Here is a 13184-nt window from a genome sequence, read left to right as displayed (position 1 = left end):
CCCCCGAACCCCGGCCGCCTCTCCCCCGCATGGCCGCTGGTCCGACTGCGACTGGAGCCCGGCGAGTTGCGGCGCACCACGCACGGTTTCGGGGTTCAGACCGTACAGAACTCACCGCAATGCCAGAACGCGCCGCAATCGACTCGGCCAACGACTGATGTGTGTCCCCGAATTTCACCGAAGACCCATCCGGCTCCCCAGCCGGATCGCCGAAGGCGATCCGGCGTCACCCCGCACGGCGCCATAGGACTTCAGGGTCCCCAAATTTCGCCAAAGGCCCTTGCGGCTCCCCAGCCGGATCGCCGAAGGCGATCCGGCGTCACCCCGCACGGCGCCATAGGACTTCAGGGTCCCCAAATTTCGCCAAAGGCGAAATTTGGGGCTAATCCTGAGGCGGCGCCGTCTTGGCGATCTGCATGAGGAACTCGTAGTTCGTCCGGGATTGCTTGAGCCGGTCGAGCAGAAGCTCCAGGGCCTGCTGGTTCTCCCGCGTGTGGAGCACTCGACGCAGCTTGTGCATGATCGAGAGCTCTTCGGGGGCAAGCAGGATCTCCTCCTTGCGTGTGCCGGAGGCGTCGACGTCGACCGCCGGGAAGATCCGCTTGTCGGCGATCTTGCGGTCGAGCTTGAGCTCGGCGTTGCCCGTTCCCTTGAACTCCTCGAAGATCACAGTGTCCATCGTCGAGCCCGTCTCGACCAGCGCCGTCGCGATGATCGTCAGGGATCCGCCGTTCTCGATGTTGCGCGCCGCGCCGAGGAAGCGCTTCGGCGGGTAGAGCGCGGTCGAGTCGACACCGCCGGACAGGATCCGGCCGGAGGCGGGGGCGGCCAGGTTGTACGCGCGACCCAGTCGAGTGATCGAGTCGAGCAGGACGACGACGTCGTGGCCGAGTTCGACCAGGCGCTTGGCCCGCTCGATGGACAGCTCGGCGACGTTGGTGTGGTCGGCCGGCGGCCGGTCGAAGGTGGAGGCGACGACCTCACCCTTGACCGAGCGCTGCATGTCGGTGACCTCCTCCGGCCGCTCGTCGACGAGGACGACCATGAGGTGGACTTCCGGGTTGTTCGTGGTGATCGCGTTGGCGATGGACTGCAGCACCATCGTCTTGCCGGCCTTGGGCGGGCTGACGATGAGGGCCCGCTGCCCCTTGCCGATCGGCATGACGAGGTCGATGATCCGCGTCGTCAGCAGGTGGGGCTCGGTCTCCAGGCGCAGCCGCTCCTGCGGGTACAGCGGCGTCAGCTTGGTGAACTCGGGCCGCCCGCGCGCCTCGTCCGGCTCCATTCCGTTGATCGTGTCCAACCGGACCAGCGCGTTGTACTTGTCCCGGCGCTGCTCGCCCTCCTGCGGCGCGCGCACCACCCCGGTGATGGCGTCGCCACGGCGCAGCCCGTTGCGGCGAACCTGGGCCAGGCTGACGTAGACGTCGGTCGGGCCGGTCAGGTAGCCGCTGGTCCGGACGAAGGCGTAGTTGTCCAGAACATCGAGGATGCCGGCGACAGGCACCAGGACGTCGTCCTCGCGCACCACCGGCTCGTTCTCGACCGGGCCTGGCTGTCCGCCGCGACCACGGTTACGGCCGCGCTCACGGAAGCGACCCCGCCGGCTGCGGCCGGCAAAGTCGTCGTCGCCCTGCCCGACCTGGCCGGAACGGTCCCCTCCAAGACGGTCCCCGCCCGAACGGTCGCTGCCAAAACGGTCGCTACTCGAACGGTCGCTGCCCGAACGGTCATTACTCGAGCGGTCGCTGCTGGAACGGTCGCTGCTGGAACGGTCATTGCCCGAACGGTCGCCGCCCGAACGGTCGCTGCTGGAACGGTCATTACTCGAACGGTCGCTCTGGGTCCGGTCGGACCGACCTGAGCGGTCACCGGACTGACGGTCCTGCCGGTCCCCGCCGGATCGACGATCCGTGCTCTGACGGTCGTTCGTGGGCCGCTCGCCCCCGTCACCGCCGGAGCGGCCGTTGTCGCCGGAGCGGCCGTTGTCGCCGGAGCGGTCGCGGCGGTCCTCACGGCCTCGGGGAGCACCCTCGACCTGTCGGCTGGGGGCGGCCGCCGGCTGGGCCGGGGCGGACTGGACGGAGGCGACGACCGGCTGGGCCGCGGCGGCGGGCTGCGACGGAGCCACGACCACGGGGGCCGGACGGGTCTCGACGACCGTGTCGCCGGGCGAGTCAGGCAGGGTTGGCTGCTCGGCGGCGGGGCTCGCCACGCCGCGCGACGCGCCGCGGCGGGAACGGGTGCGGGTGGTGGTGCTGGGAGCACCACTGTCGCCGACGGGCTGACGGGTCGTCTGGGGCGCCGCGGAGGGCGCCTCGCTCGGCGCCGGGATGGCCGTGGTGGACGCCTGATCGGCGGCGACGGGCGCGGAGCCGCCCGCGGACTCGCCGTTCTGCAGGTTCTGGATCGCGGCGATGAGCTGGCCCTTGCGCAGCCGGCCCACCCCCTGGATGCCCATGGACGAGGCCATGGCCTGCAGCTCGGGAAGCAGCATCGCGGACAGCCCGGTGCCCTGCCGGCGCCGCCGGGTCGCGGTAGCGCTCTCGACGGCCGGGACCGCGGTCGCGGCGGCGGCCCGAGAGCCGCGGCCGGCGCGCGCGCTGCCGTTGTCGGCAGCGGTGTTGATGGCGTCTGCGGACGAGGTGGCGGCCGCCGGCCCACTCTCGTGGGGCGGCGACGCAAGCGTCGCAGGCGCCGCAGACTCACGTGCGCTCAGTGGCAGCACGTTGGTGGTGTCGCTCAAGGTTTTCCTTCCCTGAAGGAACTGGCTCCTGATGAGCCGGGCGTAGCTTGTGAACCTTCTTCGCCTGCACAGATGCCGGGTGAAGGGGATGTACAGCACCGGATGGGCGAACGTCGCGCCCATCTACGGCGCCAGCGGCCGACTGCCGCGAGCGAACTCGCCGATCCCGCCCAGGTGTGCCGGTGTGGAGCCGAGGCAACGACGACGAGGCCGAAACACCGGAGTCCCGAACCACGGCCCATCTGGCGTTGCCAGAGCGGCACTGCGGGAGCGAGCACGCGCCGCGGTGGCAGCGGGTGCAGTCACCAGACTATCCAGCGCAAGACACCTCGGCAACAACCTTGAGACGTCAGGACTTCCCGATGTGACACATGACCGCGGAGCTGCGGCCCGCGCACCCCACCCCAACCCGACATTATTGCATTATGGAGCCGTTCGGCTACTTATCAGCGTCAAGGCGGGTGATGTGCGCGCCGTACCGGTCAACGCTCAGCGGCGCGACGGAGAAATCCGAGCTCGCCGCGCCCACCGCCGCCGCAGCCTGTTCCCCACCGACAGCGAGCGCGAGCACCGACGGCCCGGAACCGGACAGGGTCGCCGGCACCCCCAGGGCGCGCAGCCGGGCGACGAGCTCGCCGGTGGCCGGCGCCGCAGGCAGGCGGTAAGGCTGGTGCAGCAGGTCCTCGGTAGCGCTGAACAGGGTGCGGGCGCGCTGTGCCGCTCCGGCCGGTTCGGCGGCGGACATCGTCAGCGCCAGCAGTGCGGCCCGGCCGAGGGTCCGGGCGGCGTCGGGCAGCCCCACCAGGTCCGGCAGCGCCCCCCGCGAGGCCTCGGTGGACTGACGCATGGTCGGCACGAAGACCACCGGCCGCAGCTCGGCGAAGGGGTCGACGCGCAGGCAGCAGGCTCCCTCGACGTCCTGCCAGGCGACGGTGAAACCGCCCATCAGCGCGGCGGCCACATTGTCCGGATGACCCTCAATGTCATGCGCGAGGCGCAGCATCCAGGCGGATCCGGCGAGCGTCGCGGCCCCGGAATCGACCGCGGACCCGGAATCTGCCACGGACCAGGGATCTGCCACGGACCCGGGATCGGCCGCGGTCTTGTAGGAAAGGGCGCCGGGACGGGCTACGCCGGGGTTGCCCGGGTTCGCCGCGGCGCCGGCCTCGAACTCCGGGCCGAGGTCCGCCCGGGTCAGCGCCGCCGCCGCCACGATCCCCGCCACAATCGCGGCCGCGGACGAACCGAGCCCCCGCCCGTGTGGGATCCGGTTCACGCAGCGCAGGGCGAGCCCCGGCTGCGCCCGGCCGAGCAGGTCGAACGTCGACCGGATCGCCCTGACCACCAGATGCGTCTCGTCCTGGGCGACCGCGTCCGGACCGACCACGTCGACGGTCAGGCCGGACGCGGTCACCTCGACCTCGACCTCGTCGTACAGCCCGAGGGCGAGCCCGAAGGCGTCGAAACCCGGGCCGAGGTTCGCGCTCGTGGCGGGGACCCGCACCCGCACCCGCCGAGCCATGCCGTCGGTAGCGGTATCGGTATCGGACCAGCCGGTGCCTGCCGTCGGCGCGCTCCCGGCAGCGGTCACGAGATCCGCAGCCCAAGCGCCTCGGCGGCGCCCGCGACAGTCGGCCGGATCGTCTCCGGTCGGGCCGCCCCGCTGATCGCCCAGTCGGGGTCCTTCAGACCGTTGCCGGTCACCGTGCACACGACGCGCTCGCCGGCTTCGATGCGCCCGTCCGCGCGGGCCATCAGCAGCCCGGCGATGCTCGCCGCACTCGACGGCTCGACGAAGACGCCCTCCCGGCGGGCGAGCAGCCGGTAGGCGGCAAGGATCTGCCGGTCGTTGACGGCGTCGATGAGGCCGCCGGAGGAGTCGCGCGCGTCGACGGCGAAGTCCCAGGAGGCCGGATTGCCGATGCGGATCGCGGTGGCGATCGTCTGCGGGGAGGTGACGATCTCGCCGCGCACTATCGGGGCCGCGCCCGCCGCCTGGAAACCGCACATCCGCGGCCGGCCGGCGCCGATTCGGGTGTCCTCTTCCAGGTACCCCCGCCAGTAGGCGGTGATGTTGCCGGCGTTACCCACCGGCAGGCAGTGCACGTCCGGGGCCCGCCCGAGTGCCTCGACGATCTCGAACGACGCCGTCTTCTGGCCTTCGAGACGGAACGGGTTCACCGAGTTGACCAGGGTGACCGGCGAGGTGTCGGCGAGTTCGCGGGCCACCCGCAGGCAGTCGTCGAAGGAGCCGTCGAGTTGAAGCAGCCGGGCCCCGTGGACGAGCGCCTGAGCGAGCTTGCCCAGCGCGATCTTCCCGCTGGGGACGAGCACCGCGCAGGTGATGCCGGCACGGGCGGCGTAGGCGGCGGCCGAGGCCGAGGTGTTGCCCGTGGAGGCACAGATGACCGCCTCGGAGCCCGCGCCGACGGCTCGGCTGATGGCCACCGTCATCCCACGGTCCTTGAACGAACCCGTCGGGTTCGCCCCCTCCACCTTGAGATGAACCTCACATCCGGTGAGCTCGGACAGGTGCGCCGCGTGCAGCAGCGGCGTGCCACCCTCACGCAGGGTAATCACCGGCGTGTCGTCGTCGACCGGCAACCGGTCGCGGTACTCCTCGATGATTCCCCGCCACGGCCGGTGCGACCGGCTGGACTCCGCCCGGGCTGTGGACTCCACACGAGCTGTGGACGTCGTGGTCACGGCTCACCTCCCTCGACCCGCATCACGCCGGACACCGCCCGCACCCCGGCGAGGCCGCGTAGCTCCTCGACGGTGGCCGACAGCGCCGCGTCGGGCGCGGCATGCGTCACGAGGACAAGGCTCGCGTCATCGCCGCGGCCGTCCTGGCGGACGCTCCTGATGGACACATCGTGACGCGCGAAGGCACCGGCGACCGTCGCGAGCACGCCGGTCTTGTCGGTGACGTCGAGATTCACGTGATACTTCGTCACGGTACGGCCCATCGGCAGGACGGGCAGCGCCGCGTAGGAGGACTCGCCGGGCCCGCGACGACCCGCGATGCGGTTACGCGCCACAGCGACCACATCACCGAGCACCGCCGACGCGGTCGGCGCGCCGCCCGCCCCCTGGCCGTAGAACATCAGCTGCCCGGCGGCCTCCGCCTCGACGAACACGGCGTTGAACGCCTCCCGCACCCCGGCCAGCGGGTGGGCCCGCGGGATCATCGCGGGATGGACCCGGACGCTGATCCCGTCGGTGTCGGCGGAGCGCTCGGCGACCGCCAGGGCCTTGACGGTGCAACCCATCTCGCGTGCGCTGGCGATGTCGGCGGCGGTGACATCGCCGATGCCGACTCGGTAGACGTCGTCGATGGTGACCCGGGTGTGGAAGGCGAGCTGGGCCATGATCGCCGCCTTGGCGGCGGCGTCGTAGCCGTCGATGTCGGCGGACGGGTCGGCCTCGGCGTAGCCGAGCGCGCCGGCCTCGGCGAGCGCCTCGGTGAACGACGCGCCGGTCTCGTCCATCCGGGTCAGCACGAAGTTCGTCGTTCCGTTGACGATGCCGAGCACGCGGCGGACACGGTCGCCGGCCAGGCTCTCCCGTAGCGGCCGGATCAGCGGGATCGCCCCACCGACCGCGGCCTCGTAGTAGAGATCGGTGCCGGCGGCGGCGGCGGCGTCGTGCAGCACGGCGCCGTCTGACGCCAGCAGTGCCTTGTTCGCAGTGACCACCGGTTTACCGGCCCGCAGGGCGGCCAGCAGCCAGTCCCGGGCGGGCTCGATCCCGCCGACGACCTCGATGACGAGATCGACGTCATCGCGGGCGACGAGTCCGGCGGCGTCCGCGGTGAACAGGGTCGGGTCGATGTCGAGGTCACGGACCCGTTCCGGGCGGCGGACCGCGATCCCGACCAGTTCGAGCGGCTCGCCGACCCGGGCGGCGAGGTCGCCGGCGTTGGCCCGCAGCAGCCGGACGATCTCGGTGCCGACGACGCCGCAGCCGAGCAGGGCGATCCTCACCGGGTCACCGCCGCGGAACCTGCAGGGTCTGCAGGGTCTGCAGGGTCGATGTCGAGGCGCAGCAGGTCCTCCTCGGTCTCCCGCCGGACGATCAGCCGCGCGACACCGTCGCGCACCGCCACCACCGGCGGCCGGGTGACGTGGTTGTAGTTGCTGGCCATCGACCGGTGGTAGGCGCCGCTGGCCGGCACCGCGACGAGGTCGCCGGGACGGATGTCGCCGGGCAGCGGCACGTCGTGGGCGACGACGTCGCCGGATTCGCAGTGCCGGCCGACGAGCGTGACGACGTGGGCCGCGGGCGACCCCGGCCGGGAGACGAGCCGGACGGTGTACCGGGCGTCGTAGAGCGCCGTGCGGATGTTGTCGCTCATCCCGCCGTCGACGCTGACGAAGGTGCGCAGCCCGGGCAGTTCCTTGACGGTGCCGACCTCGTAGAGGGTCACCGTCGTCGGGCCGACGACGGCGCGGCCCGGCTCGACGCCGAGGCGCGGGACGCGCAGCCCGGCAGCCGCGCATTCCTTGCCGACGACCGCGGTGAGCCGCTCGGCGACGTCGGCCACCTCCAGCGGGGCGTCCTCGCTGGTGTAGGCGATGCCGAGCCCGCCGCCGAGGTCAAGCTCGGGCAGTTCGAGGTCGTGGGTGTCGCGGATACGCGCCAGCAGGCCGACCATGCGATGCGCGGCCAGGCCGAAGCCGGCCGTGTCGAAGATCTGCGAGCCGATGTGCGCGTGCAGGCCGACGAGTTCCAGCGAGCCGGCGGCGAGCACCCGCTCCACCGCCTCGGCCGCCGCCCCGCCGGCCAGCGAGAAGCCGAACTTCTGGTCCTCCTGGCCGGTGGAGACGTAGGAGTGGGTGTGCGCCTCGACCCCCGGCGTGACCCGCACGAGGACCCGCTGGCGCACTCCGGCCTCGGCGGCGACGGCGGCCAGCCGGTCGATCTCGGCGAAGGAGTCGACGACGATCCGCCCGACGCCGTAGGCCACCGCGGCCCGCAGCTCGGCGACCGACTTGTTGTTGCCGTGGAACAGCAGCCGCCCGGCCGGGAAGCCGACCGAACGGGCCACGGCGAGCTCCCCGCCGGTGCAGACGTCGAGGTTGAGCCCCTCCTCGGCCACCCAGCGGGCGACTGCGCGACACAGGAACGCCTTGCCGGCGTAATAAACGTCACAGTCCTCGAACGCCCGCCGCCAGCCGGCGCACCGGGCCCGGAAGTCGGCCTCGTCCAGGACGAACGCCGGGGTGCCGAACTCGGCCGCCAGCTCGTCGACCCGGACGCCGCCGATCCGTAGCACGCCGTCGGGGTCGAGCCGGGCCGTCACCGGCCAGAGATTCTCCTCCAGGGCCGCCACCGCCAGGGCTGCCACCGCCGGGCTGTCGGTCTCGCTCATGTCGCCTCTGCCTGTCTCATCCCGCAGCCTGTCTCATCCCGCGGCCTGTCCCCCGCGCCACGGCCGCTGTCCGCCATCCGGTCACATCCGCTCGGGTGCGCTGACGCCGAGCAGCCCGAGGCCGTTCGAGAGCACCACCCGGGTCGCGGCGACCAGCAGCAGCCGGGCACCGGTGAGCGGGCCCGCCTCCTCATCCCCCTGCGGGAGTACCCGACAGCCGTCGTAGAACCGGTGGTAGACCCCGGCGAGTTCCTCCAGGTAGCGGGCGACCCGGTGGGGGCCACGCAGGGCGGCCGCCGCCTCGATCACCCGCGGGAACTCGCCGAGCCCCCGCAACAGGTCGACCTCGCGCGGATGGGTCAGCAGCGCGACGTCCGCCGTCTCGGGCGCCGTCGGCAGGCCCAGCGCCTCGGCGTTGCGCAGCAGCGAACTGATCCGGGCGTGGGCGTACTGGACGTAGAACACCGGATTGTCGCTGGTCTGGCGGGTCACCAGGTCGAGGTCGAGGTCGAGAGACGAGTCGAGCGAGGAGCGGACCAGCGAGTAGCGGGCCGCGTCGACCCCGACCGCGTCGACGAGGTCGTGCAAAGTCAGGAAGGTTCCGGCCCGCTTGGACATCTTCACCGGGGCGCCGCCGCGCGACAGCGTCACCAACTGCCCGATGATGACGTCCAGGTTGCTCGCCGGGTCGTCGCCGAAGCAGGCGGAGATCGCCTTCAGCCGGGCGACGTAACCGTGGTGGTCCGCCCCCAGCAGGTAGACAAGCTGCTCGAAGCCGCGGCCCCGCTTGTCACGGTAGTAGGCGGCGTCGGCGCAGAAGTACGTCGGCTGGCCGTCGCTCTTCACCAGCGGGCGGTCCTTGTCGTCGCCGAAGTCGGTGGTGCGCAGCCACACCGCACCGTCGGCGTCGTACACGTGGCCCTGCGCCCGCAGGTCGTCGATCGCCTTCGTCAGCGCGCCGCCGGTGTGCAGCGCCTGCTCGGAGGCCCAGCGATCGAAATGGACGCCGAACCCCTCCAGGGTGGACCGGATCTCGGTCAGCATCAGGGCCAGGCCCTCGGCGGAGCTCACCGCGCGCGCCTCGTCATCGGGCAGGTCAAGCAGCTCGGGCCGGGCCGCCAGCACCGCCGCGGCGATCTCCGCGACATACGCGCCGTGGTAGCCCTCCGCCGGGATCTCCCTGCCGGCGGCCGCGGCCAGCACCGACGCGCCGAACCGCTCGATCTGCACGCCGGCGTCGTTGACGTAGTACTCGGTGCCCACCGAGTACCCGGCCGCGGTCAGGATGCGACCCAGCGCATCGCCGACCGCCGCCCAGCGGGCCGAGGCGAGCGTCACCGGCCCGGTCGGATTCGCGCTGACGAACTCCAGGTTGACCCGCACGTCCCGCGGCTTCGCCGCCTGGCCGTAGCCCTCGCCGGCCCGCACGACCGTGCGGGCGATCTCACCGAGGGCGTCCCCGGCGAGGGTGAAGTTGAGGAACCCTGGGCCGGCGATGTCGACGCCGACGATCCCGCGCTCGGTGACCAGCCGGCCGGCCAGCACCTCGGCGACGGCACGCGGCGGGCGGCGGGCCGCCTTCGCGAGCTGCAGGGCCACCGGGGAGGCGTAGTCGCCGTGCCCGGGGGTCTTCGGTCGCTCCACCGTGACGGTGGTCGGCACTGTCACGTCCAGGTCGCCGTCGGCGACCGCGCGACCAATGGCCGCGACGATGGCGTCAGCGAGATCGGCGGGGGTCATGTCGCGATGCTATCGGCGCGGCGCCCTCCGACGTCCGCCCGCCGATCCGCCCCACCGGCGCCGCGCGGCGAACCAGCGGGCCAGACGGCGCGACCTGGTGAGCCGGCGGCTAGACCGGCTGGCCGGCGGCGAGCTTCTGGACGACGGTGATCAGCTCGTCGGGGTCGAACGGCTTCGTCAGGTAGTAGTCCACTCCGATGCGTGCCCCGCGCTTGACGTCGGCCTCCTGCGCCCGCGCGGTGAGCATGACCAGCTTGATGTCGGCGGTCGACGGATCCTCGCGCAGGTGGGTGGCCACGTCCCAACCGTTCATCCGCGGCATCATGATGTCGAGCGTGATCACCTGCGGGGCAGCGGAACGCACCATCTCCAGCGCGTCGACACCGTCGACGGCGGTATGGACCTCGAAGCCTTCCAACTCAAGGTTGACGACCACGAGCTGACGTATCACCGCGTCGTCGTCGACGACGAGGACTCGGGGGGCGGCTGGGTACACACCGGAAGCTTACGGCCAACCCGGGTGCGCGATCCCGTGTTCCAGCCTGGTAACGTATGCCGCGTCGACCCAGAGCCCCCGTAGCTCAGGGGATAGAGCACCGCCCTCCGGAGGCGGTGGCGCAGGTTCGAATCCTGCCGGGGGCACGCGTCGGCCTTCCATGCTCGTCGCCCTTGGGGGCGCCTTCGGTGGGGCCGCGATGTCTGCCGGGGGGCCGATCCCCCCGAACCCCCCGCGAGGCCTAGGGCTTCGCTCTGACGGTGGCGTGATCAGGCTCATTCGGCCGGCACGTCGCCCGAATGAGCCTGATCTGGTCGGCTGGGTTCGGCCGCAAATCTCCGGGACTGATCCGGTTCAGGCAGCGATCATCCTGTTGGACGTTCGTTCCATCCGAGGGTCTCCTGGAGCCATCAGCACGTCACGATCGTTGGTTCGGGGCCGCGAGCGTTCGAGTGTCTCCGATGTGATATGGGTTTGGCCGGCAAGGGGCCCGGGAATGCGCTTGGGCTACCGCTGAGTCTTTTCCCGGCACGGAGCGTCGGGGTGCGCCTTCGCCACCGCCGGCCCTCAATCGCTTCCAACTGCCGATACCCTCTTGGGCTTCGGCGGAAGGGATGTGCCGTCATGACCATCTACTCGCAGCATCCGACCCGCGGCCAGTATTCAGATACTGGCGACCTATCATGGATTGGCTGGCATATTTTCGTCGACCGTTACGAGCGGGACAGGATCCAGCCTCGCCACGCCAATTGTTGATGCATTGAACCGGGTCTCCGTTCTTGCAACCGTTCCGGTCAGCGTGTACGACAGAGGAGAGGGCAAATTTGCTTGTTTTCCGAGCGAGCATCTCGACGCGTTGACCGACCGCGCCGCGCGCAGTCGCCTGCTCGAGGGCTCACACAGTTTGTGGTACGAACTCGCCATGATCTTCCTGCCCGAGGCTCTGGTTGATCTGGAGAAGGCCGCAGTCGCAGCGCCGCTCCCCGTCCGGACCGCTATCGATGCCGAGCTGGAGGCCGAAGCGCACGCTCTGCGCGTGGAACTTGCCGAGTATTCCGAGGGCGTTTCACCCCCCGAGCCGGAGAGCCGGCGCCCCTGGGAGCATGAGGCGCCCTTCGTGAGCCCCGAATCAGATCCGACCACAGCTATGCAACGAACGAACCTTCCCGTGACCAGGCGCCAACCCGGCTCTCCGGACGAACCATCGTTTGACCGGCGGCCGAGCTGCAAGGTTGATCCGAGGCCGTCTGGTCACGGCCCTCGCGGGTGTCGGATTCGTGTCGATGCCGGGTCCACGGGACGAGTCCGGTGCGAGACTGCGGCGACATGCTGACTGGCCCACGTGCGACGAACACGGGCGGCCGCCGGCCCGCGCGGGTAAACGCGGTGACGAAGGATCGGGCGGGGTTGCGGGTGGATTGGGAGCTGCGGGCCTGTGCCCGCAAGGGGCATGCCACCTATCGGCCTGACGAACCCGAGTTGGCGGCGCGGCTGACAGCCACGACCGCCGTCGGGGTGGCTTGGCGGTGCCTGCGCTGCGGGGACTTCGTCGTCGGCGAGCCGGCGCTGGGCGGACCCGCGCAGGACGCGCCGGTGCTGCTTCGGGGGCGGGCCCTGCGCGATGCCACGGTGCTGCGGCTGCTCGCGGTGGAGCGGCTGGTCCGGGCGCTGCTGATGGTGCTCATCGGCTACGCCATCCTGCGGTTCCGCCGGTCCGAGGAGGCCGTGCAGCGGCTGTTCGACCGGGCGGTGCCCGCGGCACGGCCGCTCGCCGACGTCCTGCACCTCGACCTGAACCACTCCCCGACGATCGAGCACCTGCACCACCTGCTCTACACCCGGCCGCAGACACTGCTGCTGGTGGCGGTGCTGCTGTTCGGCTACGCGGCGGTGCAGATCGTCGAGGGGGTCGGGCTGTGGCTGCTCAAACGCTGGGGCGAGTACTTCGCGGTCGTGGCGACCTCCGCATTCCTGCCGCTGGAGATCTACGAGCTCACCGAGCGCATCACGGTGCTGCGGATCGGCGCCCTCGTCCTCAACCTTGGCGCCGTGCTCTACCTGGTTGCCAGCAAGCGGCTGTTCGGGGTCCGCGGCGGGGCCACAGCCTTCGAGGCGGAACGGCACGCCGAGTCGCTGCTCGAAGTCCAGCAGGCAACCCGCGCCGAGGCCTCTTCGTCACCTGAGGCGGCTGAGGCGGCGCCGGCGGTCAGCGGCCGTTCCCGGGGGTCGGAGTGAAGCTGTCGTGCCAGACGGCCTTCGCGCCGCTGTCGCCGATCCGGTAGATCTGCACGACCGAACCGACGGCGACCACGACGCTCAGCACCGCGAGCACGATCGTCACCGCCAGCCCGCCACGCCGCGCGGTCGCAGCCACCCCGCCGCCCACCGTTCCAGCCGCCCCGCCATCGACCGTCGCGGCCGTCCGCCGGGCCACCAGCCACGCCACGGCCGCCAGGACGAACAGCCCACCGGCCCACGGCAGCAGACCGTCGCCAAGTTCGGCGTGCCGGTGGACCAGCTCGTCCGGGGGCACCCGGCGCTCCAGCCATTCTCCGGCGTGGGTGGTCAGCGGCACGCTCACCAGCGCGACAAGGGCGACCGCCGGGGTGATCACGCCGAGCCGGCGCCGGGCGGCCGGCCAGAGGGCGGACAGCACCACCAGCAGCGCCGCGAGCGGCACGAGCACGACGACGACATGCACGAGCAGTGCATGCGCCGGTAGGCCGTTGATCTGCGTAGGTCCCATCGTGGCTCCGATCCGGCCTGGCGCCGCACGGCAGCGGCACACCTTCAACTACCTATGTAGTACTACAGCGATAGTAATACTA

General features: G+C 71.4%; 9 protein-coding genes and 1 tRNA gene. 2 read left to right on the top strand and 8 right to left on the bottom strand.

The window, feature by feature from the left end:
* Positions 1-382 precede the first annotated feature (382 nt).
* The 7 genes from rho to NBZ85_RS06470 all read right to left on the bottom strand — a co-directional run bounded on the left by rho (position 383) and on the right by NBZ85_RS06470 (position 10356).
* On the bottom strand, positions 383-2746 hold the full coding sequence (rho, locus tag NBZ85_RS06500) for a transcription termination factor Rho (protein ID WP_368861343.1): 2364 nt from the start codon (positions 2744-2746) through the stop codon (positions 383-385).
* Positions 2747-3185: 439 nt separating this feature from the next.
* Positions 3186-4337 (bottom strand): homoserine kinase, encoded by a 1152-nt coding sequence (locus NBZ85_RS06495; RefSeq protein ID WP_498041233.1) that lies wholly within the window; start codon positions 4335-4337, stop codon positions 3186-3188.
* A complete protein-coding gene (thrC, locus tag NBZ85_RS06490; protein WP_261554303.1) occupies positions 4334-5452 on the bottom strand; it encodes a threonine synthase in 1119 nt (372 codons plus the stop codon). The genes NBZ85_RS06495 and thrC overlap by 4 nt, the downstream gene beginning before the upstream one ends.
* Positions 5449-6732 (bottom strand): homoserine dehydrogenase, encoded by a 1284-nt coding sequence (locus NBZ85_RS06485; protein WP_261554302.1) that lies wholly within the window; start codon positions 6730-6732, stop codon positions 5449-5451. Before NBZ85_RS06485 ends, thrC begins: the two co-directional genes overlap by 4 nt.
* Positions 6729-8120: a diaminopimelate decarboxylase gene (gene lysA, locus NBZ85_RS06480; RefSeq protein WP_261561652.1), complete on the bottom strand. Its 1392-nt coding sequence runs from the start codon at positions 8118-8120 to the stop codon at positions 6729-6731. Before lysA ends, NBZ85_RS06485 begins: the two co-directional genes overlap by 4 nt.
* An 81-nt stretch (positions 8121-8201) precedes the next feature.
* Positions 8202-9860: an arginine--tRNA ligase gene (argS, locus tag NBZ85_RS06475; protein WP_261554300.1), complete on the bottom strand. Its 1659-nt coding sequence runs from the start codon at positions 9858-9860 to the stop codon at positions 8202-8204.
* 109 nt (positions 9861-9969) lie between these two features.
* Entirely contained in the window at positions 9970-10356 is a 387-nt protein-coding gene (locus NBZ85_RS06470) for a response regulator transcription factor (protein WP_261554299.1), read from the bottom strand.
* A 74-nt stretch (positions 10357-10430) separates the two neighbouring features.
* Between NBZ85_RS06470 and NBZ85_RS06465 the strand changes: the two genes are divergently transcribed.
* Both NBZ85_RS06465 and NBZ85_RS06460 read left to right on the top strand, forming a co-directional pair.
* Positions 10431-10502: transfer RNA gene (locus NBZ85_RS06465), tRNA-Arg, on the top strand.
* 1267 nt (positions 10503-11769) lie between these two features.
* The gene (locus NBZ85_RS06460) at positions 11770-12591 is read left to right on the top strand and encodes a DUF2127 domain-containing protein (protein WP_261556295.1); all 822 of its coding nucleotides are present in this window, start codon (positions 11770-11772) and stop codon (positions 12589-12591) included.
* On the opposite strand, the gene NBZ85_RS06455 is transcribed toward NBZ85_RS06460, so the two are convergent.
* Positions 12563-13102, bottom strand: coding sequence for a DUF2231 domain-containing protein (locus NBZ85_RS06455; protein WP_261556284.1), 540 nt, complete (start codon positions 13100-13102; stop codon positions 12563-12565). The two genes, NBZ85_RS06460 and NBZ85_RS06455, sit on opposite strands and share 29 nt — an antisense overlap.
* Positions 13103-13184: the final 82 nt, after the last annotated feature.

It is taken from the genome of Frankia tisae, assembly GCF_025403405.1.
GTDB lineage: Bacteria > Actinomycetota > Actinomycetes > Frankiales > Frankiaceae > Frankia > Frankia tisai.
The sequence above is the reverse complement of the archived record's forward strand: the minus strand, read 5'-3'. Positions and strand labels throughout refer to the sequence as shown.